This is a genomic window from Deinococcus aquatilis DSM 23025 (assembly GCF_000378445.1).
Taxonomy (GTDB): domain Bacteria; phylum Deinococcota; class Deinococci; order Deinococcales; family Deinococcaceae; genus Deinococcus; species Deinococcus aquatilis.
In genome coordinates this window covers 37,256-61,213 of record NZ_KB899722.1, presented here as the reverse complement: position 1 = coordinate 61,213, position 23,958 = coordinate 37,256, and the positions used below count along the sequence as shown (strand labels likewise).

Sequence of the window (23,958 nt, the reverse complement as noted above, 5' to 3'; positions counted from 1 at the left end):
GCTCCTGCACCGAAAACCCTATAGACAATTTCACAATTTATGTGGATTTTGTGAGTTGCAGTGACTGAGATCAAATTGCCCCTCAAAAATGACCTGTGGTATTGAGGGCAGTAAATCACTTAAAGGGAGAGGGAAAAAGCACGTCTGACACACACTTTTGGGCAACTTCTAGACTGGACTTTAAATCAGGCATTTGATTTTTGGCCGCGCCTCCGCTAGATTGGCGTGCGCTGGAACGGTGTCCGAGTGGTTGAAGGAGCACGCCTGGAAAGTGTGTAACGGGGCAACCTGTTCGAGAGTTCGAATCTCTCCCGTTCCGCCAAAAAGAGCTGGAACCAAGCAGGGCCGCATTCCCATCTGGGGTGCGGCCCTGCTTTTGGCTAGGTCAGCTTTTGGCTGTGCCGGAGAATCTACCGCCGGACTCGCCACGCGCTGATCAGCGGCAGGAGGGCCAGCACGGCGCAGGCGTAGGCCAGGGGCGGGAATCCGGCGTGGGCGATCACGAGGCCCCCCAGCAGCGTTCCTGTGCCCGCCGCGACGTACCCCAGACCATCGGTGACGCCCTGCACGGTGGGAAAACGGGTCAGGGCCTTGGAGCCGCTGACGAAGGCCAGATTCCAGCCCAGACCCAGCAGGAACATGCTGACCCCCAGCCAGCCCGCACCCGCCAGAGGAGCCGTGAGCGCCGCCGCCATCAGCAGAATCGAGCCGCCCACATAGCCCAGCCGCAACCCGAAGCGGTCTATCAGTGGCCCGGTCAGCCACCCAAAGCCGAACATGCCCAGAATATGTCCCGAGATCAGTACGGCAATCCCGGTGTGATCCATGCCCTGATGGTGCGCCCGCAGCGGCGTCAGGCTCATCAGCGTGACCATCACGCCCTGCGCGGTTGCCACGGCCAAAGCCGTAGAGCGCACGCCCGGAGTTGCCAGGGCTTCCCGCAGAGGCAGGCGCACCGTGGCCGCTGCACTGGCCGCCGCCGGGGCCACCAGCGGCTTCCAGAAGGCCATCAGCATGGCGGCTCCGGCCAGCAGCAGGCCGCCCATCAGCCAGCCGCCCACCTCGGCACTCACGCTCAGCCCCGCGCCGATGCTTTCCACCAGCCCCGACGCGCCCGTCATCAGGAACGATCCCAGCACGCTCATCAGCATCAGCGCACCGAGCGCCGTCCCGCGCCGCGATTCGGGCACGCTCTCAGCGGCGGCGTAGCGGGCCTGCTGGTAGCCGCCCTGTGCGCCGCCCATCATGACCGCGCCCAGCAGAAATACGGGCACGAGATTGGCCCGCGCTCCCGCGAATCCCACCACCGCGCCCACCGCGCCGAGTGCAAAGGCCAGTCCCAGCCCCACGCGCCGCCCAGAGCGCAGCATCAGCGCCCCGAACGCGCCCGCCGACAAAGCCGCCGCCGCACTGATCAGGGTGCTGGGCAGGCCCGCCAGATTCTCGCTGCCCAGCCCACTCATGACGAGGCTGGCAAGAACCGTGCTGACCGTGGTTGCGCCCGTTGCGAGGGCCTGAGCCGTGTACAGAGGGGCAAGGCGCAGATAACTGCTGCGGGTGGTCTGGACGCTGGTGGCACTCACCAGCCCAGCCTCACTCGGTCTGGCCCCACTCGGCCCAGCACTACGCTTCGCCCTGAGCCTGCCAGCGCTGGGCCACTGCCGTTTTCAGGTACGTGGCGGCGTCTTCGGTGCTGGCCCCCGGCGTAAAGACCCGGCCCACGCCCAGTTCCTTCAGGGTGGGCAAATCCTGATCGGGAATGATGCCGCCGCCGAACACGATGATGTCGGTGGCGTCCCGCTCGCGCAGCAGGGCCATGACTTCGCGGAAATAGTGCATGTGTGCCCCCGACAATACGCTGAGGCCGATGGCGTCCACGTCTTCCTGCACGGCGGCGTTCACGATCATTTCGGCGGTTTGCCGCAGCCCCGTATACACCACTTCCATGCCCGCGTCGCGCAGTGCCCGCGCCACCACTTTTGCGCCCCGGTCATGGCCGTCCATGCCCGGTTTGGCAATGAGTACCCTGATCCGGCGATCTGTCGTGTGTTCTGTGTCCATAGGTTTCTCCCTGTCGCGGCCTACCTAACGAGCGTTTGGCAGCATTGTAGAGGAAGGGACGGGGTGGAGGCGTTCTGGCGTAGGCGTTGGCCTTGCCGCAACCGCCTTTGCCGTCGCCCAAGCCACGCTTTTCCCTAGACCCTTAGACCTCCGCCTCGCCGTCTGCCTGCACTGCTCCGGGAGCCAGCACGCGCAGATTGCCGTAAGCGCCGTCCCGCTCCACACCGATTTCGGCCTCGATTGCCAGCACGATTCGGTTCACGCGGTTGGCTGTTTCGCCCAGTTCGCGGGCCAGACTGCGGGCGGTCCAGCGCCCCGGCTCGGCCTGAAGCTTGAGCAGCACCTTCACGGCGAGGCGTTCCAGACTCACTCCACTGCTGTTGGCAACCATAGTTCTCCTGTAAAGTCTGCTGTAGAGCTTATTTAGCCAGCAGCACGGCAACAATCGCCAGCACTGCCGGAACGGTCTGGATAAACAGAATGCGGCGGTTGGCCGTGGCCGCGCCGTACACGCCCGCCACGGCCACGCAACCGAGGAAAAACAGTTGAATGGCTGGAGCCTGCGTGATCAGCCCCCAGAACAGACCCGCCGCCAGAAAGCCGTTGTAGAGGCCCTGATTGGCCGCCAGTGCAGCCGTGGCATTGGCAAATTCAGGCGTGGTGCCGAAGGCGTTCATGGCGCGGGGCGTGCGCCACAAGAACATTTCCAGCACCAGAATATAGACGTGCAGCACGGCAATCAGGGCCACCAGCAGGCCAGCAACAAAGCTCATGCACTCTGTCCGGTGGGGGCCTGTGCCGCCCGCTCGATTCGGGCCACCACACGCTCCCGGCCCAGCGTTTCCAGCACCGTCAGCAGGTCGGGGCTTTCCATCGTTCCGGCCACCGCTGCACGCACGGGCGGCATCACTTTGCCCAGCTTCAGGCCCTGTTCTTCGGCAAATGCGCCAAAGGCTTCCTTGATGCTCGCGGCATCAAAGGTGGGCAGGTTCTTGAGGCGCGAGGCCAGCTCAGGCAGCAGCGGGCGGGCGTCCTGCACGGCCTTTTGCGCCTTCTCATTGACCGGATATTCCTCGGACCAGAAGTATCCGGTTTTGTCCAGAAACTCCGAGAAGACTTCCATTCGCGGCGTCAGCATGCCCACCACAGCGCGGAAATAATCGTCCAGAGGCAGGTCGTGTTTCTGGTCTTGCAGGTAGGCGTGCAGGCGGCGGGCCACTTCCTCTTCACTCAGCACCTCGCGCAGATATTTGCCGTTCAGCCAGTTCAGTTTTGCCAGATCGAACACCGGGCCGCCCAGCGTCACGTCTTCGAGCCGGAACACGCGCTGAAATTCGGCCAGATCGAAGACTTCCAGCCCGTCCGGGTGCGTCCAGCCCATCGTTGCCAGAAAGTTCAGCATGGCTTCGGGCAGGTAGCCCTGCTGCTGATACCACTCCACGCTGGTGGGGTTCTTGCGCTTGCTGATCTTGGATTTGTCGGCGTTTCGGAGCAGGGGCATATGGGCAAACACAGGTTCCGGCCAGCCGAAGGCGCGGTAGAGCAGCACATGAATGGGCGTGGACGTGATCCATTCTTCGGCCCGCACCACGTGAGTCACGCCCATCAGGCGGTCATCGACCACGTTGGCGAGGTGGTAGGTGGGGTAGCCGTCGGCCTTCAGCAGCACCTTGTCGTCGATTTCGCGGTTCTGAAAGGCAATCGGCTTTCTCAGCAGGTCATTGACCACCGTTTCGCCGTCGCGGGGCACTTTCAGGCGGATCACGGCTTCGGCTCCGGCGTCCACGCGCCGCTGGGCTTCCTGCGGGTCAAGGTCGCGGGAAGGCACGGCGATGACGTGGCCTTCCGCCTGCGCCGCGTCTCGCAGGGCCGTCAGTTCTTCTGCCGTTTCAAAGGCGTAGTACGCCGCCCCCGACGCCACGAGTTGCCGCGCATAGTCGCCGTACAAGTCAAAGCGCTCGGACTGGCGGTAGGGACCGTTGGGGCCGCCCTGCAAGGGGCTTTCGTCGGGCGTGAGCTTCAGCCACTGCATCATCGTAAAAATCCGCTGTTCGCTGCCGGACATGAGGCGGTTGCGGTCTGTGTCTTCTATTCGCAGGATAAATTTGCCGCCCGATTGGTGGGCCAACGTGTGATTGAACAACCCGATATAAGCCGTGCCGACATGCGGATCACCCGTAGGACTGGGCGCGATTCGGGTCACGACGGGGCGTGTGGGTGCAGGGGAAGGCTGGTCAGACATATGTTCAGGATACGGCCTCCTGATGGACGGCGCAGATAAGGCAATACAGGTGAGGCGATACAGATGAGGTCATGCAAATGCGGCAACACGTCGGAGGTTGGTCGTTTACGATGACCCGGTGTCTATTTTCCCCCTGATCATCTGGCATCCTGACGGCGTGCGGGTGCTGCGGCAGGCGGGCGAGTGGCCGGTGCTGGAGGCTTCCGCGCAAGCTGACCTGCCCGCCCTGATCCGCACCGCCTGGAACCTGGAAACGTGGTTGCTGCACGACGGCGGCCTCAGCCTGGGCAGGGAAGGCACGCCCCGCTTGCAGGCGTTGTCTGAAAGTGTGCCCGATGTTCTGACATGGGAAATAGCCGCCGTACCTGCCTTGCCCGGAGCGTGGGAATGGCAGCGTCCGGGCTGGGTTCCTGTGCTGAATGCCCGGTTGGAAAGTGGCTTGGCTGCGCAAGGTCTGTGCGCCGATCCCCTGCAACTGCTGTCCAGCAATGATCTGGGTACGGTGATACAGGCGGCGGTGTCGGGCGATTCTGTCTTTCTCAAAATCACGGCCCATCCGCGTGAAGTGGCCGTCACGTCCTATCTGGCCCAGAGATTCCCGGCCCTGCTGCCACCTGTGCTGCACACCGACACCGCCACGGGCACCCTGATCACGCGTTCGGGCGGCACTCTGCTGGACAGTGTGGAAGACCCGGAGGCATGGACGGCGGCCCTGCGCCAACTGGCCCACTTTCAGCGCACTGCCGACGCCCCGGCTCTGGCGGCGCTGGGCTGTCCCGCTTGGCCTTTGCCAGAGATGGCGCAGCGCGTGGACGCCTTCCTGTCGGAGACGGCCACCCTCACCGCTTGGGGTCTGAAGCCCGCCCACATCGCGGCCCTGCAAGCGGCGCGGCCCGCCATCCGCGCCAGTTTTGGGGCCTTGGTCGCGCACGGCCTCCCCGATCTGCCCGCACACGGCGACGCCCACCCCCGCAACGCACTCGCCGGAGCAGGGAAGAGCCTGTGGTTTGACTGGAGCGAGACGGCGTGTGCAGTCCATCCTTTTATGGACGTGGGCTGGTTTCTGGCCTTTGCCCTGCACCCAGCGCGGGCCAATCTCCCCATCAGAATGGCTTATCCAGATCTGGAATCCCGGCTGAGTGCGGCTTATCTGGAGGCGCTGGGCTGCCCGGAAGCGTCGGCACTGTTGGCCCACAGCATCCCGCTGGCCCTGCTTCACCGCGCCGTGCTGTACGATGCCCGCTTCCGCCACTGGCAGGGCACGGTTCCGGGCTGGCGGCCCCAATACGTGCCCTATTCTCTGGGTCTGGCTGCGCGGGAAGTGGGGCGGCTGCCTGCTGTTGTGGGCTGAATTGTACGGATTCCGTATGATTCCCGTACAGTCGGAACCCCACCGCCTGTCCGTCCATCTCCCGGAATCCGTATCTTTTCCTACTCGCTTCACTCGGATTAAACACCGAAAAGCACGGTGTTTAATCGGAATCCGTATTAGCGCCCCACCCGTTCCGCTTCATCCCGGCCCCGCGCCACGTCCCGCATTCCGCGCCGCCCGAAGGCGTGGGATAATTCCCGCTCCGACATCCTGAGGGTGGTTGGGCGTCCGTGCGGGCAACTCCACGGCTGTTCGCAGGCGTTCAGGGCGGCCAAGACTGCCTCTCCGCGCTCCAGTGTCAGCATTCCGGCTTTCAGGGCCGGGGCGCAGGCCAACCGCGCCAGCACGTCGCGCCGGGGGTCGGGGTGGTCGCCCAGCGCACTGTCGATGATCTGCTGATGCAGCCGGGGCACAGGCAGCGCTGCAAGGCTGGCGGGCAGAGTCCGCAGACGGGCCAACCCCGCGCCAAAATCCTCGATGGTCAGGCCCCAGCCGCGCAGTTCTGCGCCGCGCTCGGCCAGTCGGGCGGTCTGTTCGGGCGTCAGGTGCAGCAGTTCGGGTTCCGGCAATTCCAGCGGCGGCGCGGCTCCCAGTTCGCGGGCAAATTGTTCGTACAGGGCGCGTTCGTGGGCGGCGTGGGCATCGATGATCCAGAGGTCGCCTTCTCCCTCGGCCAGCAGGTACAGCCCCTGAAACACCCCCGACAATCGCAGCGCCGGAAAGTTGGCCCGTTCGCGGGGGGTGTGGGGCGGTGTGGGCAAACTGAGGGCCGGAGCAAGGCGGGCCTGCGCCAGAGGATGCGCCGCCAGCGCGGTTCGCACCGCTTCCCGAACCCGCACCGCCACACCTGCGAGGTCGGCCAGGGCCACCACCTGTTTGGCCGGATGCACGTTGGGATTGTGGTCTTCGGGGGCCACCTGCACATTCAGCACCGTCAGCGGAGCCACACCGGCGGGCAGCAATTCGGCGTAGCCTTCCAGCACGGCTTTTTCCAGTTCCGGCGGAGCAATGATCGGCCTTCCGTTCACCGAAAAATGCATCCGGTCACGGCGGGCGCGGGTCAGCTCGGGTCCGGAAATCACGCCTGATACCCCTTCGGCACTCACTTTCAGCACGCGGTTGGCGTTCAGCGGGCCGTACACGCTGGCTACCGCCCCCCGATGATCGCTGGGCGCGTGGATCAGGCGGGCTTCCTCGTCCACGGTCAGCCGCCAGTGCAGGCCGGGATGATGCAGCACATAGCGGCCCACAAGCACGGTAATTTCACGCGCTTCGGTGGCGGCGGGGGCCTGAGTTCTGAGGCGGGCAGGAAGTTGGGCGAACAGTCGGCGCACCGTGATGGTGGTGCCTGCCGGGGCCGACGTTCGGCTCACCGTCACATCGTCGCCGTGCGCCTGCACCTCGGCTGCCCCCACCTGCGCCGCCGGACGCGACACCAGATGCAGTTCGCCCGCCTGCGCCGCCGCCCACAGCGCCTCTCCGCGAAATCCCAGGGTCGTGACGCGATCCACGGCGGCGGCATCGGGTTCCAGCTTGCTGGTCGCGTGCCGCACCGTTGCCAGCGCGACCCCGTCTGCCGCGATGCCCGCGCCGTTGTCTCGCACCCGCACCAGCCCCAGCCCACCGCCCTCGATCTCTATTTCCAGTCGGCTGGCTCCGGCGTCCAGCGCGTTCTCGATCAGTTCGCGCACCACGTCCAGCGGGCGTGACACCACCTCACCCGCCGCGATCAGGCGGGCAATATGGGGAGGCAGCACGCGAATGGTCATGATCAGGAGCAGTCTAGGGCGCGGCGGCAGACAGGAATGTCGTTTGGGGCGCGATGCCTCAGGCCTAAGCTCAGGCCTCGTCTATCTGCCGCAGCCGCTCCAGCCGTGCCGCCAGTTCGGGCAATTCCAGCCCGCGCAGGGCTTTGGCACTTCGCGTCAGTCCCGCCTCATCAATGACGCCCTGATTCCATCCAGCGATCAGCATGGCGCAGCCCTGAAGCGCGTCGGTCACGAGTTCCTTGTGGAACATGGCCGCCAAGTTGCTGGCCTGTGCGGGTTGCGTTTGCTGTGCCTGTGCCTGCACATCCAGAATGACCTGCATAAAAATCTGGTCCAGACGGGCGCGGTCATTGGCGTCAATGGTTTTGTCTGAGGTGTTGTTGGGAGCGTTGTCAGTCATGGGGAGCAGTCTAAGCGTCGGGGGCAGGAGCGTCTAAGAGGTGTTGTTGGGCGGGGCTTGAGCCTTGGCACACCAGCCTGCCTAGAATCCGAACCGCTCTATCACTTCCGGCGGCGTGCGCTTGGGCCTGCCGCTCACGGGGTCAACCCATACCCACGTGGTCTGACATTCCGCCAAGCGCACGCCGTTCGCTTCTTCCGAATCGCCGTCGTTCAGGCGGTCAAGGGTATAGGCCCGCACGCTCCGCACGCCCACAGAGGTGGTCAGGGCGGTGCGAACGCGTACGCGGTCACCCAGCAGGGCAGGCTTGTGGTAATCGATGACGTGTTGGCGGGCCACTGGAACGGCCCCCAGCGCCATCAGGGCGTCGGTGCCCATGCCGAGAGACAGGGCGTGAGCGCGGGCTGCCTGCTCGCACCACGCCAGATACACCGTGTTGTTGACGTGCGAAAGGTCGTCCAGATCACCCGGCGCAACGGTGACGATCAATGCATGTTTGCGTGAGCCGGGCAAGCTGTCCCACAGCACGTCGGCATCAGGAATAGAGAGCTTCACCCGGCGGTGGCACCCTTGCTTGGATCAGCGCTGTTCTGGTCGGCCTGACCCAGCGCCGCAATCAGTTCGTTGACGGCCCGTGCGCCCTCGATGTCGGCCATCGTGACGCCTCCCGCATCATGCGTGAAGTAACTCAGTTTCACGCGGCGGTAATGGATGGTGATGTCTGGGTGATGACCCTGCGCTTCAGCCAGTGCCGCCACCTGTACGGCGAAATCCACACCCTCCTGATAGCTGTCAAAGGCAACATCACGGAACAGGGTGCCCTCGCCGCCCCACCAACCGTCGGGTTTCAGGTCCTGCACATCTCCATCAGTCATTTTGCGTTCAGGATCAAACGCCATTCGGGGGTCGTAGGCCATACCAGGCATGGTAGAGCGCGGCGTCTCCTCTCCGGCGGTTTTGAAACACGGTTCAAGCTGCCAATGTTAATTAAGTCACACCAGCCAGTCATGGATCCGATTATCATGAAGAAACCTTAGGCTAAGATAAGACGTTCATCAGATTATCCGTGATCGTGCACCCCACCGCTTCTCTCGTCGTCAACGAGGTGCTTATGACTGCATTCTTTTCCCGCCTATTTGGTCGCCGCCCTCGTCCCGCCCCTGTCAAGAAAGTATGGCCTCCCATTACCGAACTGGACCTGCTGCGTGCCCTGGGTTGCGACGAATAACAGGCCGAATAACAGAGAATTATACCGCCAACAGGCCCGCTTCTGAAGAGGAGGCGGGCCTGCTCAGTTCGCTGTTCTGTCAGGTCGTTTTTTCTGCCAGAAGCTTGTTCTGCAACTGTGCCTCCAGTGCGGGCCAGGCCTGTCTGACCTTCCGCTGTGCGTCTTTCCGTGCCTCCTTCTCACGGGCTATCAGGGCATCTCTGGAATGAGGCAACCACGTTTCTGAGGCCAGGATGTCCAGCACCACCTCGGCATCCTGCAACCGGCCCAATCCATCCAGCACGTCGGTCAGGGCGGTGGGAGCAGGTTCCAGCAGCTCCAGCGTGTAACGGTACTGCTTCAGGGCCTTGCGCCATTCGTGCCAGGTCCCCAGCTTCCTGGCCCGCAGGACTCTGGGGGCAGCTTCCAGAATCTGTGCACCCTGATCGGCCAATGCAGCCCTTACTTTGCGCTTGAAGTGTTTTGGGCGCGGTACATCCTTGCTGAGATTGGAAGTCAGTTTGGACAGATGAAGGGCCGCCAACGCTTCGGCCCGCAGGTGTTGCCAGCCCTCCTCGAACGCCGCGACCTCTGTGGCCGGTGCCTGTAATTCCTCCAGAGCCACCCGCAGATGCTCGCCCGCCGCATCCCGGTCACGGATGGGAGCCACGGCGCGGCGCAGATCCCGCCAGGCACGCCGCACCTTTTTGGGGGCGTCCGTAAGGGCCAGCTCTGCGGCCACCTTGCGCGTCAGTTTACGGGCCTCGTGAACGGCCTTGGGGTCACCTTCCTGCACGCCGGGCAGCAGCTTGCTCAGGCGTTCGCTGGGTGTCTTGGACTGCTTTTTGGTTCTGGACTTACTGCGTTTTCGTTCAGCTTGTCGGTCTGAAGATGCGGCCATCTGGAGTCGGTCTCCTCTGGCTTCCCGGTGAGGAAAACAGCGGTGCAGGGGAAGGCCAGCCTCAGCCTACTGTCTGATCCCTGCCCCGCACAGAGCCGAACACGCTGTTCAAGGGTTTGATGAACCTGTTCTGTTTCCTTCCGATGGTTAAAGAGTTTGTCCCTGTGCCGCTGTATTCCGCGCCACATGCCCCTTAAAAATGGCGACAAAGTCAGGCCGCTGCTCTGGCGTCAGGTGGCGCTCCGGATTCCACAGTTCTGCTGCCGAAAATGCCCTTGGGCAGTGCATAAACGCCTCGCGCACAGCGACGGAGATGACCAAACGGGGCAACTTGCCCGCCACCTCGAAGCGCCCCAGCAACTCGGGATCGGTGCTGAGGTGGGCACGCCCATTCACCCTGACCACTTCATTCACACCGGGCAGCAGAAAAATCAGGCCCACTTCCGGGTTCTCCACGATATTGCGCAGGCTGTCGAGGCGGTTGTTGCCGGGGCGGTCTGGGAGGAGCAGCGTGTGTGGATCGGGGATCTGCACGGTTCCGGCAGGGTCGCCACGCGGCGAGCAGTCGAGGTGGCCTGTGGCATTGGCCGTCGCCAGAAAGCAGAGCGGTGACAGGCCCAAGCTTTCGCGCAGGCCGTCATCGATGTGGTCTATCACTTTCAGGGAAACGCTGGCATTGGGGGCCGGGTACAGATCCTCCAGAGCGCTGATGCTGAGAACGGCGTGTGGGTCGCTGGATACGGTCATGAGAAACCTCGACAGGGTGGGGGAGAGAGGGTGAAAGCTGGGTTCATCTCTACTGTAGTTCAGCCCTGCATTTCAGGGAGTCTGGAATCTGCCAGGCTCGGGGTAGGCAGCGGTAGACCAGAAAAGACCCGCCTCAGAATTGGGCGGGCCACGCGGTCAGACCGACTTCAGATAGATTGCCCCTAGGCCACCGTGCGCTGCCTCACATACCCTTCCAGCAGCTTTTGCACGCTCTGGCGCGTGTGGTTGCTCTCGGCCCGCAGGCGCAAAAGGGGCAGGCCCGCGCTGCGGAAGGCCACGTCTTTCACGGCGTCGCGGTACTGCTGCTGGGGCTGGTCATGGCTGGCCCCGTCCAGTTCTATGGCGCACACGGGCCGGAAATCGGGCAGGGCCACGATCAGAAAATCCACGTGCTTGTCGCGCAAGCGGGCGTAGGTGCCCTGCCGCTGATGTGGCGGCGCGGTGATCAGGAACAGGTCGTTCAGGCGCACGTTCGGAAACACCCGGAAGCCCTGCGGCAATGCACCTTCCAGCGTCTGGAAAAAAGCAAGTTCGCTCTTGCTGAAAAAGTACCCCTTGAGCTTGATGGGCAGCGATTCGGGAATGCCGCCGGGTACATGCGAGGGGTGAACGCTGGCGGCTTCTTCCTGCTCGCGCAGACGCTGCTGGCGTTCGGTCTCGGCGGTAGAAAAGCGAACCTGACCCTGCGGCAACTGTTTGGCCGGAAGAGGGCTGGGTGGAGCAGAAGCAGAGCGCTGCTTGGAACTGGCCGAGGGCGTCCGGCCCATGCCCCCGGCACGCGCAGCCAGGATGACGGCCAGCACCACCAGCACCGCACCCACCACCAGCAAAGTCATCAGCAGTCCCATATACCGTTCAGCATGGCTGCCGCGCTCTGACACGCCTCTGTCAGCGCGGCAGATAAGGGTGGAGATTTCGGCATAACCGGGTTCATGCTCCAACGTGCCTCATCTCGCCGTCTCAATCTGCTCGGCACGTAAACTGAGCGGGTGAGTCCCAGAGAAGTTCCGCAGGGCGTGTTGAAAGGCACGGGTCACGGCCCGTTGCCGCCGATGCTGACGCAATACGTACAGATGCGCGATGAGGTGGAAACCCAGCTTCCCAACGCGCTGCTGCTGTTTCAGTGCGGCGATTTTTATGAAACCTTTGGCGAAGATGCCGAACGCCTGTCGCGGCTGCTGGGGATTGCGCTGACCCACAAGAGCAGCCGCGACTTTTCCACGCCGATGGCCGGAATTCCTCTACGGACGCTGGACAACAACGTGGAACGGCTGTTGCAGGCAGGCGTGCGCGTGGCAGTGGCCGACCAGATCGAGGAACCCGGCGGCGCACTCGTGGACCGCAAGGTCACGCAACTGCTGACTCCCGGCACCGTCACCGAAGAGCGGCACCTGACCGCCGACGAGAATTATCTGGCTGCCGTTGCCACCGGAGACGGCTACGCGCTGGCCCTGCTGGACGTGTCCACGGGCGAGTTTCGCTGCGCCGCTTTCCATACCCGCTCGGTGCTGTACGACGAACTGGGGCGCTGGCGGGCGCGGGAGGTGCTGCTGGCCCCCGAACTGGCCGGAAACGCCGCGCTGATGGCCGATTTTCAGGCCCGCTTTCCGGCGATGCTGTCTCCCGGCAACTTTGAGGAAGTCGCGGCCCGCCATGAGTTGCAGACCGTGCTGGGCGAGGTGCCCGGAACCCTGAACAATGCTGCGCTGGTGCGGGCGTGCGGCGCGGTGCTGGGCTATGCGCGGGCCACCCAGCAGGGCCGTCTGGAGATGGTGCGGCGGGTACTCAGATTTGAGCCGGGGGCACACATGCGCCTGCCCGATGCGGCGACGCGGGCGCTGGAAATCTTCGCGCCGCAGGCTCCGCAGGGCATGACCCTGATGGACGTACTCAGCGAAACGCGCACGGCAGGCGGGCGGCGCAGGCTGCGGGCGTGGCTGCGTGCGCCTCTGCTGGATGAATTGAGCGTGCGGGCGCGTCTGGACGCCGTGGAAACCCTGACGCGGGCCGCCGACCTGCGCGGGGCGGTGCGTGCCCTGCTGTACCGCGCCCACGACCTCGAACGCCTCGCCGCCCGTGTGGCGACCCGCCGCGCCAACCCGCGTGAGGTGGCGTCTCTGGCCCGTACCCTCGATCTGTTGCCCGAGGCGGCCCGCTTGCTGGAGGGTCACGAGGGGCTGCTGGGCGGCGTGCGTGCCCGCGTGAACGGCCTGCCGGAAGTCGTCTTGCAGATTCGCGCCGCACTCGTCGAAGACCCGCCGATGCGGGCAGGCGACGGCGGCCTGATCCGGGGCGGCTTTCATCCCGAACTCGATCAACTGAAGGCCGAAGCCCTGGCCCACCGCGAATGGATCGCCACGCTGGAGCTTTCGGAGCGGGAGCGCACGGGGATCGGCAGCCTGAAAGTGGGCTTTAACAACGTGTTCGGGTACTTTCTGGAGGTCACGTCGGCGCATCTCGGCAAAGTGCCGCCCGATTACCGCCAGATCGCCACCCTCAAAGACCGCGCCCGCTTTACCCGCCCTGACATGCGCGACCATGAACGCGAAATTGCGCGGCTGGAGGGAGCCGCCGGACGCTTAGAGCAAGAAGTCTTTACCAGCCTGCGCGACGGCCTCGCCATGCACGCCGACGCACTGCTGGAAGCTGCCGGAGCCGCCGCTGACCTCGATGTGCTGTCGGCCCTCGCGGAAATCGCGGTGGAACGGGGTTGGACGCGCCCGGAAACGGTGTCGGGCTTTGCGCGGATCGTGCAGGCACGGCATCCGGTGGTCGAGCGGAGTGCGCGGGGCCGCTTCGTGCCCAACGACGCCCTGCTGGACGACTCGCGCTTTGCGCTGCTGCTGACCGGGCCGAACATGGCGGGCAAAAGTACCTACCTCCGCACGGTGGCGCTGTGTGCGCTGCTGCACCAGATCGGCTCCTTTGTGCCCGCAGACCGCGCCGAGTTGCCCGTGTACGACGCCATTCATACCCGCATCGGGGCCAGCGACGACCTTGCCGGGGGCCGCTCCACATTCATGGTCGAAATGAGCGAACTCGCGGCCATCCTGCACGCCGCCACGCCCCGCAGCCTGATTATTCTGGATGAAGTGGGGCGCGGCACGAGTACCCTTGACGGCCTCGCCATCGCGCAGGCAGCGCTGGAGCATCTGCATTCCACCCGCGCCCACACGCTGTTTGCCACCCATTACTTTGAACTCACGCGGCTGGAAACCGACCTTCCGGGCCTGATCAACCTGCATGTGGCCGCCGAGGAGGACGCCGATGCCGGAAGCCTGACCTTTTACCATCAGGTCATTCCCGGTGCGGCCCGCCAGAGCTACGGCGTGGAGGTGGCCCGCCTCGCCGGGTTGCCCGCCCCCGTCACTGCCCGCGCCGCCCGCCTGCTCACGGCGCTGAACACGCAGGGCGACGATCAGAAGCTGAACCGCGAACTGGCAACTCTGGATCTCAGCCGACTGACGCCCATGCAGGCGCTGGAGGTGCTGCACGGCTGGCAGCGGGCGTTGGTGGGCGGCAAGGCCAATGCATGATTTCACCGTTACGGCGCTCCTCAGCCCACGCTGATAGGGGCAGATCAGTGGTGAAGGCGCAGCCCTCGGTGCGTCTGGTGGCTGATGTGTCCAGTACGCACCTTGAGATTCATGATCTGCGGCCATCTTTACTCGCTCTTGAGCCGCGTCCGACTCTGTAGTCCAGACCACACAGATTCGCGCTCCCAGATGATTCACTGTTCTCAACTCCGGGGGAGTAACCGCCCTGTCTGTTCAGGCAGATAGGGAGCGTGTGGACGTCATTACGAGCAATAAAGTTGCTCCGTCACGCGCAGTAAGGGCCAGACCCGGACAGGATCGCCACATGGTGACTTGTCCGTTGATGTCTGGCCCGCATTCGTGTTGGCCCCTCGTCCGGCTTCCCCGTGTGGCGCTCCCCCAAAGGAGTACCGCTGATGGAATTCTTGTATGAGTTGTGGCTCGGCAAGCCCGCCTGGATGTGGCTGGTCTTTATGACGCTGGTGGTCTCGCTTCTGGCCTTCGACCTCGGGGTGCTGGGCAAACGCCGCGAGAAAAAAGCAGTGGCAAACGGCGCGGAGCATCCGCAGGAAATCAGCATCAGCGCCAGCCTCAAGCTCAGCCTGTTCTATATCGGCGTGGCGCTGGTGTTCGGCGGGTGGGTCTGGTACACGCTGGGCGCACAGAGCGGCATCTCGTACCTCACCGCCTTTGCCGTCGAAAAGGCACTGGCCCTCGATAACGTCTTCGTCATCAGCGTGATTTTCGGAGCGCTCGCCATTCCGCGTCACCTGCAACACCGCGTCCTGTTCTGGGGCATTCTGGGCGTTATCGTGCTGCGCGGCATCATGATCGGACTGGGCACGGCGCTGGTCACGCAATTCGACTGGATCATGTGGATTTTCGGCGCGTTCCTGCTGCTCACGGGCATCAAACTGCTGCTGACCAAAGAAAAGGAATCGGAAGCCCCTGACCTGTCCAACCACATGATGGTGCGTGTGCTGCGGCGCTTTGTGCCCATCAGCCCCAAACTGGACGGCCAGAAGTTCCTGACCCGCCTGCCCGACGCCGCTGGCCGCCTGCGCCTGCACGCCACGCCGCTGTTGCTGGCCCTCCTGATCGTCGAAACGGCGGATGTGGTCTTCGCGGTAGACTCGATTCCCGCCGTGTTCGCCATCACCCAGGACCCGTTCCTCGTGTACACCAGCAACATTTTCGCCATTCTGGGCCTGCGGGCGCTCTACTTTGCCCTCGCCGCCCTCGTTCACCGCTTCGAGGCCCTCAAGCCCGCGCTGGCGCTGGTGTTGGTCTTTATCGGCGGTAAAATCTTCTACACGCAGTTTTACGGCAAGATGGACCCGGCCATCAGCCTCGCGGTGACGCTGAGCATTCTGGCAGGCGGCATTCTGGTCAGCCTCTGGAAAACCCGTGGAGAAGGCCCGAAAACGGCGGCGTAAGGTTGGCGTAGGCGGGCAGCGGGGCAGCGTCAGACGGATTCCAGAATGGAGTTAGCTTTTGGAACCGCACCAAAAGCTAACTCCATTCTGGAATCCGTCCTTTTTCCTACTCCTGTTAGTCGGGTTTCGCAGTTATTTCATAACTGTCTAACCGGAATCTGTATCACTTGCCCCGCTGCCCCGCTGCCCTGTATACTCTCAAGTCGGCCAAGTGGGACAGGGCGGCCAACTGTTTCCGGCACAAGCAGACTGTACAGACCGTACACGACGTGAGCGGCGAGAAACGGCCCTAGCCCCCAGACGGCGACCCGACAGCAGTGAACCTGCGCGGAGTTTCCGGGCTACAGGAGCAAGAAAATGCCTAAGATGAAGACCAAAAAAAGCGCCACCCGCCGCGTGAAGATCACCGGTACGGGCAAGGTCATGGCGTTCAAGAGTGGTAAACGCCACCAGAACACTGGCAAGAGCGGCGACACCATTCGCGGCAAGGGCAAGGGTTTCGTTCTCGCCAAGAGCGAGTGGGCACGCATGAAGCTCGCGCTGCCGAAGGGGAAGTGATTTAGTTGCCACGCGTCAAGACTGGTATCGTCCGCCGCCGCCGCCATAAAAAGGTGCTCAAGCGGGCCAAGGGCTTCTGGGGCAGCCGCTCCAAGACCTACCGTAACGCCTTCCAAACGCTGCTGAACGCCGCAACTTACGAGTTCCGCGATCGCCGCAACAAGAAGCGCGACTTCCGCCGCCTGTGGATTCAGCGTATCAACGCAGGCGCACGTCTGCACGGCATGAACTACTCGCACTTCATCAACGGCCTGAAACTGGCCGGGATCGACCTGAACCGCAAGGTCCTGGCCGACATCGCCGCCCGCGAACCCGCTGCCTTCAAGGCACTGGTCGACGCGGCGCAGGCTGCCCGCAACAACAAGTAAATCCAGAGCAGGACTGGGCAGGGCCGTCTTTCCTAACGGAGAGGCGGCCCTGCCTCATTGGTGTTGTCGGGAAGATAACCGTGTTGCTCACCGTCCTGCTTCATGGCCCACAGCCCCCGCCCAGCCTGTACCCTGTGTGGTATGGCGGTCATTCTCGGGATTGATATTGGCGGAAGCGGCATCAAGGGCGCTCCAGTAGATACGGCAACCGGCAAACTTACGGCGGCGCGGCACCGCATCGCCACCCCCGAAGGCGCACGGCCCGACGATGTGAAGGGCGTGGTGGCCGAACTGGTGCGGCACTTCGGGCATACGGGCGCGGTGGGCGTTACCTTTCCCGGCATCGTGCAGCACGGCGTGACCCTCAGCGCGGCCAACGTGGATAAGGGCTGGATCGGGCTGGATGCCGACAGGCTGTTTACCGAGGCCACCGGCCAGAATGTGACCCTGATCAACGATGCTGACGCCGCAGGGCTGGCTGAGGCCAAATTCGGCGCGGGTGCGGGCGTGGCGGGCACGGTCTTGGTGCTGACCTTCGGCACCGGCATCGGCAGCGCCCTGATCTATGACGGCGTACTGGTGCCCAACACCGAACTGGGGCATCTGTGGCTGCGAGACAAGCATGCCGAAACGTGGGCCTCTGACCGTGCCCGCGAGCGCGACGACCTGAACTGGAAGCAGTGGGCGGCCCGCGCCAGCAAATACCTGCAACATCTGGAACTGCTGTTCTCGCCCGATCTGTTTATTATCGGCGGCGGCATCAGCAAAAAGGCCGACAAATGGCAATCGGCGCTGGTGTTGGAGCGAAGCAAGTTCTTGCCCGCTGCCCTGCTGAACGACGCCGGAATCGTGGGCGCGGCCATGATCGCAGCGCACCGTGGAGAGGCCACAACCTAGGCTGATCCGGTGAAGCTGATCTGGCGGCAATCAGGCCAACAGCGGACCGGACCAACGGCGACAGAACCTTTGAACACTGAATTTGCCGGAACGGAAACTTTATCTGGCCCTGCTGCGTAGGAAGGAAGTATGGGATTCCTGAAGAAAATGATGGCATCGGTGGGTGTGGGTGCGGCAAAAGTGGATGCACAGTTGCGCGACCGGGCTGTGCGAATCGGAGACCCTCTGAACGGTGTGGTGGTCGTGAAGGGCGGCGCGGTGGAACAGACCATCGAGCGCATCAATCTGGGTATTGCCACCCGCTATCGCCACGACGATTCATACGTGACACACACGCTGTTTACCCAGCCTGTCACGGGTAATTTCGTCATCCGCCCCGGCGAAACTCAGGAATTTCCTTTCAGTGTGGTGATTCCAGCAGGCACGCCGCTGACCCTTCCCGGCACGGCGGTCTGGCTGATCACCGACGCCGATATTGCCGGAGCCGCCGACCCCGGCGACAACGATCAGTTGACCATCTTGCCCAGCGCGGGCATGGAGACCCTGATCAACGCGGCGCAACGCCTGGGATTCAGCCTCGCCAAAAGCGAAGTGGAGCATCATCACGGGCGTATTGCGCAGGAACTCAGCTTCCGGCCTCCGCACGGACAGTACAAACTGACCGAACTGGAATTGATGATGTTTCCCAACGGTGACGGTCTGGACGTGATTCTGGAAGTGGATCGCCGCGCAACCGGGGTGGCGAGCCTGTTTACCAGCGAATTTGAGAGCAAAGACCGCTGGAACGTGCCCGGCCATCTGCTGCGGCAGGGACCAGACGCCGTTGCCCACGAGCTTGAGGGCCGGATCAAGCGCCTGAGCTGAGAAAATTGTCTATCTGGGCCGGAGAGTCTACGGGCTGTCCGGCCTTTTGTTTGTTTGCGGTTGTTCAGCCCGACAGGCGGCACAATGTCTCCTATGTCTGATGTCGCCTCCCCTGATCTTGCCCCCCACACCCCCGAACTGCTGACCTGCGACATCCTGTATACGGGCATGGGCGGCGCACAGTCGCCGGGGGGCGTGGTGGTGTCGGGCGGAATCGTGGCGGCCACGGGGCACCCCGACACCCTGCGCGGCAATTTTCCGCACGCCCGCGAGCGCCGTGCCGGAAGCATCATCGCGCCGCCACCCGTGAATGCCCACACGCACCTCGATATGAGCGCCTACGACTTCCAGGCCCTGCCGTATTTTCGCTGGATTCCTGAAGTGGCGGTAGGCCAGCGGGAAAAACGCGGTCTGGCGGGCGCTCTGGCTGGGGCCGAGACCCTAGGGGGTTTGGGCGCGGGTGCGGTGGGCGATATTGTCGGGTCGCACGGACAGGACATGCTGGCCCCGCTGCTGGCCCGCACCGACCTGTCTGGCGTCGTTTATTTCGAGGTGCTCAGTCCTTTTCCAGAGCGGGCCGACGAAGTGTTCAGCGCGGCGCGGCAGGTCATGGATGCCCACCGCAAGCTGGAGCGTCCGGGCGGCCCCCGCCTCGGGTTATCGCCCCATACGCCGTTTACCGTCAGCTCCCGCCTGATGCGTCTGCTGACCGACTACGCGGCAGGGGAGGGCATTCCGTTGCAAATTCATGTGGCCGAACATCCCAGCGAGGTGGAACTGTTCCGCACAGGCGGCGGCCCCATCTGGGACAGCATGACCCGCTTTCCGTACCCCGCCACCTTTGCCGAAGTCATCGGACGCGCCCCCGAAGCCGACCTGACGCCCGTGCGTTATCTCGATGAATTGGGGGTGCTGACCGCCCGCCCCACGCTGGTGCATATGGTCAATGTCACGCCGGACGACATCGCCCGCACTGCCCGCGCAGGCTGCGCCGTGGTGTCTTGCCCCCGCAGCAATACCCATCTGGAATGCGGCGTGTTTCCGTGGGCCGGATTCGCGGCGGCGGGCGTGGAAATCGCCCTCGGCACCGATTCGGTTGCCAGCGGTGGCAGCCTCGATGTGCGCGACGATGTGGCTTTTGCCCGCACGCTGTATCCGCACCTCGACCCGCGCCTGATCGTCAGGGCTGCCGTGAAAGGCGGCTCCCGCGTGACCGGAACGCCCCTGCCATTCATTCGGCGGGGTGAGACTTGGCAGGAGAGCTTCATCTGGCCCTGAGCGCCCTCAGTCTGTGCTACAGTTTTAGGGTTGCCCGTTACGCACTTCGACGTAACGGAGGAGGCACCCCATGAAGAAAGACATCCACCCCAAGGCCGTTCCCACCAAAATCATTTTTCAGGGCAAAGTCATCATGGAAACCCTGTCTACCAAGCCCGAAATCCACGTAGACGTGTGGAGCGGCGTGCACCCCTTCTGGACGGGCGAAGAGCGCTTCCTGGATACCGAAGGCCGCGTTGACAAGTTCAACAAGCGCTTCGGTGACAGCTACCGCACCGCCAAGAAGAAGTAAGACCCAGCGTCTTAGCGGCCCTGCCAGAGATGGTGGGGCTGATTTTTTTGGTCTGGAGCTTGCTCTGGCTCCGGCCTGCCCGCTGCCGTGTCCCGCTGATACAGACATGGGGTAGGGGGCAGCGACTATGCTGGGCCGCGTGTCTACAACCCAATTGCGGCTGGAACTTTTGCATCAGCTTTCTGACCTGAACGGCGTGCCCGGCAACGAGGAAGCCGTGCGCGACTTCGTGCTGCGTGAACTGGAGGGGCTGGCCGACGACGTGCGCGTGGACTCTCTGGGCAACATCATCGCGACGCGTGCTGGACGCAAAGCCAAAAAATCCGACGGCGAGCGCCACCGCGTGATGCTCAGCGCCCACATGGACGAAATCGGCTTTCTGGTGCGCTTTATAGATGACCGGGGCTTTGTGCGCGTGCAGGCGCTCGGCGGCTTCGATACCCGCAACCTGTTCGCCCGCAACGTGACCGTGCAGACGCGGGGCGGGGCACTGCCCGGCATTCTGACCCCCGGCGGCAAGCCTGTGCATATCGCCAGCGCCGAGGAACGCAAGAAGATTCCAGAGGTCAAGGAATTCTTTGTGGACTTGGGCCTGGACGCCGACGAGGTGAAGCGCCGGGTACGAATTGGTGACATGGTGACGCTGGATCAGACGGCGCGGCAGGTGGGCAAACTGACGGTGGGCAAGGCGATGGATGACCGCGCCAGCGTCTATATGCAACTGGAAGTGCTGCGCCAGTTTCGGGACAAGCGGCCCCGTCATGATCTGGTGGCCGTGTTCAGCGTGCAGGAAGAGGTGGGCCTGCGCGGGGCCATCGTGGCCGCCTACGGCATAGAGCCGACGCTGGGCATCGGGCTGGACGTGACGTTGGCCGTGGATACCCCCGGCGTGGCCCCCGAAGAAGCCGTAACCCGCCTCGGCGACGGCATCGGCATCAAGGTGTTCGATTCCACCATGATCTCGACCCGCTGGTTGGTGGATGAACTGGTGGATCTGGCCGAGCGCGAGGGCATCCGCTACCAGTTGGAAGTGCTGGCGCTGGGGGGCACAGACGGCGCAGCCATCCAGAAATCGCGGGCGGGCGTGCCCACCGTGACCCTCAGCCTGCCGACCCGCTACATCCACACCATCGTAGAAGCTGTCCACGAAGATGACCTGCGGGCGGGCATCGATCTGCTGGTGGCCTACCTAGGCTGAAGCCAAGAGCGGGGGAGGGGGCGGCCTGCTTCGGTGCGGCTGCTCCCTCCCCTTTGCCCACTGGCCTGAAAGTTTTTCCCTCTGAAAAAATGCAGTTCTAGGGCACGATCGCGTAGAGATCCACGCGGCTGCCGGGGCGCACGTCGTCGCGGGCGGCAATGGTCAGGGTAGCGGTGGAGCCAGTCCTGGCATTCAGACGGGTCAGCAGGTCCACGAATTCATTGACATCCAGACCCAGATTGTTGATGTACTCGCTGGGTACGCCACGGGTGGTCAGGTCAAGTACTGCGTCCTGCACAGCGTCGCTGATCTGGGCCTGAAGGTTGCGCGTATCGGCGCTGAGGGTCAGGTTGACCCGGCGGATGCTTTCGCCGCTGCGGTACAGCACGCTGTTGGGCCGGGCGTCGCAGGTCAGGTCCACGGGAAAGCCCGTCACAGTATTGCTGGCGGCGCGGCACTGCACGAAGGTGCTGGCGTTGAGGCCGCGCAATTTGGTTTCCAGTGCGGCGCGGGCGGCAGCATTGAGGCGGGCGGCGGGATTGCCTTTTGCGCCCCGGCTCTGGGCCGCATTGGCGGCGGCCAGCAAAAAGGCGTCCAGATTCCTCACGCCCGGTACCACGCCCGCATACACCAGATCGTTGCGCGGAAAGGCAAGGTCGGTGTTGCGACTGGCGCTCAGTTCGTTGCGGGCGCTGGAGTATTCGTCTTGCAGTTGTCCCAGCGTGGCGCGGGCGCTGGCAAGGTCTCTGGACAGAGCTTCGTTGGCCGTTCTCAGCTGCGTCTGCTGGTTGCGGAGGGTGGTCAGGTCAGCACGCACGCGGTCACGCTCCAGGGTGGCCTGCTGGCGTTCTTTGGTCGCTTTAGCCAGTTCTGCGGCGGCGCGGTTGCGTTCCTGGGCCACGCGGTCACGCTCCAGGGTAATTCTGTCTCGTTCGGCGATCAGGCGGGTGCTTTCTCGCTGGGTGGCCTCGCGCTGGGTTTCAGCCTGCGTGCGGGCGGTCACGGCGGCGTCACGCTCGCGGGTGGCAGCGGCCCGGTCTGCTTCCAGTTGGCGCACCTGCAATCCCAGCTGTGCAGCGCGGTCGCGGGTCTGCTCCACCTGTGCCTGTGCCTGCTGCGCCTGTTGCTGCGCGGTTTTGGCCTGAGTCTGAGCCTGCTGCACTTTGGCCTGCGCCTGCCGAACCTGTGCCTGAGCCTGCTGCACCTGCACCGCCACCGCGACAACCTGCGCCTGTGCTGCCCGCGCCTGCCCCTGCGCCGTTTTTGCCAGCGTCTGAGCTGCTCTGGCCTGGGCCTGTGCGGCATCAGCCTCGGCCTGTGCCTGCTCGGTCTGAACCTGGGCGGCGGCAGCACGGCTCTGGGCCAACTGGGCTTCCTGTTCTGCCAGCGCCGAACGGGTATTCAGGTCCACGACCTGACTGTCCAGGGCCTCGGCGCGGGCCTGACTGGAGTTCAGCGCGGCTTCGGACGCCGTGAGCAGCGTGCGGGATCTCGCAGCCCGAGCTTCCAGCCCTTCACGGAGGGTGGTGAGTGCCTGCACCTTGTCCTGTAGGGCGTCTGCTTCTGCCTGAAGGCGTTGCTGGGCGGTGCGGGCATCCTTGAGGTTGCTGCGGGCCGTCTGAAGATCACTCAGGGCCGCCTGCTGCTGTTCGCGCAGGGCGTCGGCCTCCCGCTGCGCCGTGTCGCGGCCACTCTGGGCGGTCTTGAGATCAACCTGCACGCCCACGATTTCGGTTCTCAGGGCTTCCAGTTGCGGGCGCAGTTGATCGGCCTGAGCAATGGTATTGATGGCGCTGGAATTGAGCACCAGAAACGCCGCGAGGCTGGCCGCGCTGATGCCCATGCCCGACAGCACCGCCACGATCAGGGCCGTGGTTTTTGGCCGCAGGCCGAACCAGCGCAGATGCTTGCGCCCCGCTTTTTTGGCGATGGTGTCGGCAGCGTAGGCCACCACACCCGACAGGATCACCACAAAGGGCAAAAAGAGCCACAGCATCGCAGTCTCCGCTTACAACTCGAAGTCGTCGCCGAGGTAGTGACGGCGTGCATCTTCATCTTGCGCGAATTCCTGCGGCGTGCCCTCAAATTTCACTTCTCCGTCGAACATCAGGTACACCCGGTCGGTCAGGGCGATGGTTTCGCGCACATTGTGATCGGTAATAAACACGCCGATGCCCCGGCGGTCTCGCAGTTCGCGGATCAGGCGCTGAATCTCACGGATGCTTTTGGGGTCTACACCCGTAAAAGGCTCGTCCAGCAGCAGATAATCGGGGTCGGTGGTGAGGGCGCGGGCCAGCTCCAGACGCCGCCTTTCTCCGCCCGAGAGCTGATAGGCGAAACTGCCCGCCAGATGCGTGAGGCCAAATTCGGCCAGCAGCGAGTCGGCGCGGGCTTCCTGTTCGGCGCGGGGCAGTGGGCCATATTCCAGAATTGCCAACAGATTGTCGCGGGCCGTCAGCTTGCGAAAAGCGCTCGGTTCCTGCGGCAGGTAGCCGAGGCCCAGCCGCGCCCGCTCGTGCATGGGCAGCCGCGTCACGTCGCGTTCTCCGAGGGTAATCTGCCCACCGCCGGGGCGAATAAAGCCCACCAGCATGTAAAACGTGGTGGTTTTGCCCGCACCGTTGGGGCCGAACAGCGCCACGATTTCACCGGGCCGCACCCGGAAATCCACGCCGCGTACCACCGCCCGCCGTCCATAATTTTTGGACAACCCGGAAGCCACCAACTCTGGCCGCCCTAATCCCGCATGAGGATTGACGGCGGGAACGCTGGGCGTGACGGGGGCAGGGGAGGCGGGCGAGGTCACGTCTG

At 63.9% G+C, this 23,958-nt stretch carries 24 protein-coding genes and 1 tRNA gene; 11 read left to right on the top strand and 14 right to left on the bottom strand.

Annotated features, from left to right (window positions below; genetic code table 11):
* The first annotated feature begins 232 nt into the window (after positions 1 to 232).
* A tRNA-Ser gene (locus tag F561_RS0115320) sits at positions 233 to 322 on the top strand.
* An 88-nt stretch (positions 323 to 410) separates the two neighbouring features.
* Here the strand turns inward: F561_RS0115320 and F561_RS0115315 are convergent.
* From F561_RS0115315 to gltX, 5 genes are all read right to left on the bottom strand, one after another.
* Positions 411 to 1,583, bottom strand: a complete 1,173-nt coding sequence (locus F561_RS0115315) for an MFS transporter (RefSeq protein WP_019010844.1) — start codon at positions 1,581 to 1,583, stop codon at positions 411 to 413.
* Positions 1,584 to 1,623: 40 nt separating this feature from the next.
* Positions 1,624 to 2,061 carry a cobalamin B12-binding domain-containing protein gene (locus F561_RS0115310; RefSeq protein WP_019010843.1) on the bottom strand — a complete coding sequence of 146 codons (438 nt, stop codon included), beginning with the start codon at positions 2,059 to 2,061 and terminating at the stop codon, positions 1,624 to 1,626.
* Positions 2,062 to 2,203: 142 nt separating this feature from the next.
* The gene (locus F561_RS0115305) at positions 2,204 to 2,452 is read right to left on the bottom strand and encodes a hypothetical protein (protein WP_019010842.1); all 249 of its coding nucleotides are present in this window, start codon (positions 2,450 to 2,452) and stop codon (positions 2,204 to 2,206) included.
* Between the two features lie 28 nt (positions 2,453 to 2,480).
* Positions 2,481 to 2,834, bottom strand: a complete 354-nt coding sequence (locus F561_RS0115300) for a DUF1304 domain-containing protein (protein ID WP_019010841.1) — start codon at positions 2,832 to 2,834, stop codon at positions 2,481 to 2,483.
* The gene (gene gltX / locus F561_RS0115295; RefSeq protein WP_019010840.1) at positions 2,831 to 4,303 is read right to left on the bottom strand and encodes a glutamate--tRNA ligase; all 1,473 of its coding nucleotides are present in this window, start codon (positions 4,301 to 4,303) and stop codon (positions 2,831 to 2,833) included. The genes F561_RS0115300 and gltX overlap by 4 nt, the downstream gene beginning before the upstream one ends.
* 118 nt (positions 4,304 to 4,421) lie before the next feature.
* Here gltX and F561_RS0115290 point away from each other — a divergent pair, with 118 nt between their 5' ends.
* Positions 4,422 to 5,654, top strand: a complete 1,233-nt coding sequence (locus tag F561_RS0115290; protein ID WP_169389520.1) for a phosphotransferase — start codon at positions 4,422 to 4,424, stop codon at positions 5,652 to 5,654.
* Between the two features lie 137 nt (positions 5,655 to 5,791).
* Here F561_RS0115290 and mutL read toward each other — a convergent pair whose 3' ends face one another.
* From mutL to F561_RS27925, 7 genes are all read right to left on the bottom strand, one after another.
* Entirely contained in the window at positions 5,792 to 7,444 is a 1,653-nt protein-coding gene (mutL, locus tag F561_RS0115285) for a DNA mismatch repair endonuclease MutL (RefSeq protein WP_019010838.1), read from the bottom strand.
* A gap of 70 nt (positions 7,445 to 7,514) precedes the next feature.
* Entirely contained in the window at positions 7,515 to 7,844 is a 330-nt protein-coding gene (locus F561_RS0115280) for a hypothetical protein (protein WP_019010837.1), read from the bottom strand.
* 81 nt (positions 7,845 to 7,925) lie between these two features.
* Positions 7,926 to 8,399 (bottom strand): acyl-CoA thioesterase, encoded by a 474-nt coding sequence (locus F561_RS0115275; protein WP_019010836.1) that lies wholly within the window; start codon positions 8,397 to 8,399, stop codon positions 7,926 to 7,928.
* Positions 8,396 to 8,761 carry a 4a-hydroxytetrahydrobiopterin dehydratase gene (locus F561_RS25605; protein WP_019010835.1) on the bottom strand — a complete coding sequence of 122 codons (366 nt, stop codon included), beginning with the start codon at positions 8,759 to 8,761 and terminating at the stop codon, positions 8,396 to 8,398. The genes F561_RS0115275 and F561_RS25605 overlap by 4 nt, the downstream gene beginning before the upstream one ends.
* A gap of 390 nt (positions 8,762 to 9,151) precedes the next feature.
* Positions 9,152 to 9,952, bottom strand: a complete 801-nt coding sequence (locus F561_RS0115260; protein ID WP_019010833.1) for a CHAD domain-containing protein — start codon at positions 9,950 to 9,952, stop codon at positions 9,152 to 9,154.
* Between the two features lie 147 nt (positions 9,953 to 10,099).
* A complete protein-coding gene (locus F561_RS0115255; RefSeq protein WP_019010832.1) occupies positions 10,100 to 10,699 on the bottom strand; it encodes an MSMEG_1061 family FMN-dependent PPOX-type flavoprotein in 600 nt (199 codons plus the stop codon).
* Positions 10,700 to 10,881: 182 nt separating this feature from the next.
* On the bottom strand, positions 10,882 to 11,568 hold the full coding sequence (locus F561_RS27925; protein WP_019010831.1) for a DUF2726 domain-containing protein: 687 nt from the start codon (positions 11,566 to 11,568) through the stop codon (positions 10,882 to 10,884).
* A 204-nt stretch (positions 11,569 to 11,772) separates the two neighbouring features.
* Here F561_RS27925 and mutS point away from each other — a divergent pair, with 204 nt between their 5' ends.
* From mutS to F561_RS0115205, 9 genes are all read left to right on the top strand, one after another.
* Positions 11,773 to 14,256: a DNA mismatch repair protein MutS gene (gene mutS / locus F561_RS0115245; RefSeq protein ID WP_051096951.1), complete on the top strand. Its 2,484-nt coding sequence runs from the start codon at positions 11,773 to 11,775 to the stop codon at positions 14,254 to 14,256.
* Between the two features lie 416 nt (positions 14,257 to 14,672).
* On the top strand, positions 14,673 to 15,692 hold the full coding sequence (locus F561_RS0115240) for a TerC family protein (RefSeq protein WP_019010829.1): 1,020 nt from the start codon (positions 14,673 to 14,675) through the stop codon (positions 15,690 to 15,692).
* Positions 15,693 to 16,049: 357 nt separating this feature from the next.
* On the top strand, positions 16,050 to 16,250 hold the full coding sequence (gene rpmI / locus F561_RS0115235; RefSeq protein ID WP_019010828.1) for a 50S ribosomal protein L35: 201 nt from the start codon (positions 16,050 to 16,052) through the stop codon (positions 16,248 to 16,250).
* A gap of 5 nt (positions 16,251 to 16,255) precedes the next feature.
* Positions 16,256 to 16,618 carry a 50S ribosomal protein L20 gene (gene rplT, locus F561_RS0115230; RefSeq protein ID WP_026298954.1) on the top strand — a complete coding sequence of 121 codons (363 nt, stop codon included), beginning with the start codon at positions 16,256 to 16,258 and terminating at the stop codon, positions 16,616 to 16,618.
* Positions 16,619 to 16,759: 141 nt separating this feature from the next.
* Positions 16,760 to 17,515, top strand: a complete 756-nt coding sequence (gene ppgK / locus F561_RS0115225; RefSeq protein ID WP_019010826.1) for a polyphosphate--glucose phosphotransferase — start codon at positions 16,760 to 16,762, stop codon at positions 17,513 to 17,515.
* Between the two features lie 129 nt (positions 17,516 to 17,644).
* The gene (locus tag F561_RS0115220) at positions 17,645 to 18,379 is read left to right on the top strand and encodes a sporulation protein (protein ID WP_019010825.1); all 735 of its coding nucleotides are present in this window, start codon (positions 17,645 to 17,647) and stop codon (positions 18,377 to 18,379) included.
* 93 nt (positions 18,380 to 18,472) lie between these two features.
* Positions 18,473 to 19,657, top strand: coding sequence for an amidohydrolase family protein (locus F561_RS0115215; protein WP_019010824.1), 1,185 nt, complete (start codon positions 18,473 to 18,475; stop codon positions 19,655 to 19,657).
* Positions 19,658 to 19,727: 70 nt separating this feature from the next.
* Positions 19,728 to 19,949, top strand: a complete 222-nt coding sequence (rpmE, locus tag F561_RS0115210; RefSeq protein WP_019010823.1) for a 50S ribosomal protein L31 — start codon at positions 19,728 to 19,730, stop codon at positions 19,947 to 19,949.
* A gap of 139 nt (positions 19,950 to 20,088) precedes the next feature.
* Positions 20,089 to 21,147 carry a M42 family metallopeptidase gene (locus F561_RS0115205; RefSeq protein ID WP_245556542.1) on the top strand — a complete coding sequence of 353 codons (1,059 nt, stop codon included), beginning with the start codon at positions 20,089 to 20,091 and terminating at the stop codon, positions 21,145 to 21,147.
* A 97-nt stretch (positions 21,148 to 21,244) separates the two neighbouring features.
* Here F561_RS0115205 and F561_RS0115200 read toward each other — a convergent pair whose 3' ends face one another.
* Together F561_RS0115200 and lptB are read right to left on the bottom strand one after the other, a co-directional pair.
* Complete coding sequence (locus tag F561_RS0115200; RefSeq protein WP_019010821.1) at positions 21,245 to 23,143, bottom strand: DUF3084 domain-containing protein; 1,899 nt, start codon at positions 23,141 to 23,143, stop codon at positions 21,245 to 21,247.
* Positions 23,144 to 23,155: 12 nt separating this feature from the next.
* Positions 23,156 to 23,953 carry an LPS export ABC transporter ATP-binding protein gene (lptB, locus tag F561_RS0115195; protein ID WP_026298952.1) on the bottom strand — a complete coding sequence of 266 codons (798 nt, stop codon included), beginning with the start codon at positions 23,951 to 23,953 and terminating at the stop codon, positions 23,156 to 23,158.
* Positions 23,954 to 23,958 lie beyond the last annotated feature (5 nt).

Bases quoted from the DNA above. Each gene is read 5' to 3' on its own strand.
- F561_RS0115310 (WP_019010843.1), bottom strand. From the start codon at position 2,061: ATGGACACAGAACACACGACAGATCGCCGGATCAGGGTACTCATTGCC.
- F561_RS0115305 (WP_019010842.1), bottom strand. From the start codon at position 2,452: ATGGTTGCCAACAGCAGTGGAGTGAGTCTGGAACGCCTCGCCGTGAAG.
- F561_RS0115300 (WP_019010841.1), bottom strand. From the start codon at position 2,834: ATGAGCTTTGTTGCTGGCCTGCTGGTGGCCCTGATTGCCGTGCTGCAC.
- gltX (WP_019010840.1), bottom strand. From the start codon at position 4,303: ATGTCTGACCAGCCTTCCCCTGCACCCACACGCCCCGTCGTGACCCGA.
- mutL (WP_019010838.1), bottom strand. From the start codon at position 7,444: ATGACCATTCGCGTGCTGCCTCCCCATATTGCCCGCCTGATCGCGGCG.
- F561_RS0115280 (WP_019010837.1), bottom strand. From the start codon at position 7,844: ATGACTGACAACGCTCCCAACAACACCTCAGACAAAACCATTGACGCC.
- F561_RS25605 (WP_019010835.1), bottom strand. From the start codon at position 8,761: ATGGCCTACGACCCCCGAATGGCGTTTGATCCTGAACGCAAAATGACT.
- F561_RS0115260 (WP_019010833.1), bottom strand. From the start codon at position 9,952: ATGGCCGCATCTTCAGACCGACAAGCTGAACGAAAACGCAGTAAGTCC.
- F561_RS0115255 (WP_019010832.1), bottom strand. From the start codon at position 10,699: ATGACCGTATCCAGCGACCCACACGCCGTTCTCAGCATCAGCGCTCTG.
- F561_RS27925 (WP_019010831.1), bottom strand. From the start codon at position 11,568: ATGGGACTGCTGATGACTTTGCTGGTGGTGGGTGCGGTGCTGGTGGTG.
- mutS (WP_051096951.1), top strand. From the start codon at position 11,773: ATGCTGACGCAATACGTACAGATGCGCGATGAGGTGGAAACCCAGCTT.
- F561_RS0115240 (WP_019010829.1), top strand. From the start codon at position 14,673: ATGGAATTCTTGTATGAGTTGTGGCTCGGCAAGCCCGCCTGGATGTGG.
- rpmI (WP_019010828.1), top strand. From the start codon at position 16,050: ATGCCTAAGATGAAGACCAAAAAAAGCGCCACCCGCCGCGTGAAGATC.
- ppgK (WP_019010826.1), top strand. From the start codon at position 16,760: ATGGCGGTCATTCTCGGGATTGATATTGGCGGAAGCGGCATCAAGGGC.
- F561_RS0115220 (WP_019010825.1), top strand. From the start codon at position 17,645: ATGGGATTCCTGAAGAAAATGATGGCATCGGTGGGTGTGGGTGCGGCA.
- F561_RS0115215 (WP_019010824.1), top strand. From the start codon at position 18,473: ATGTCTGATGTCGCCTCCCCTGATCTTGCCCCCCACACCCCCGAACTG.
- rpmE (WP_019010823.1), top strand. From the start codon at position 19,728: ATGAAGAAAGACATCCACCCCAAGGCCGTTCCCACCAAAATCATTTTT.
- F561_RS0115200 (WP_019010821.1), bottom strand. From the start codon at position 23,143: ATGCTGTGGCTCTTTTTGCCCTTTGTGGTGATCCTGTCGGGTGTGGTG.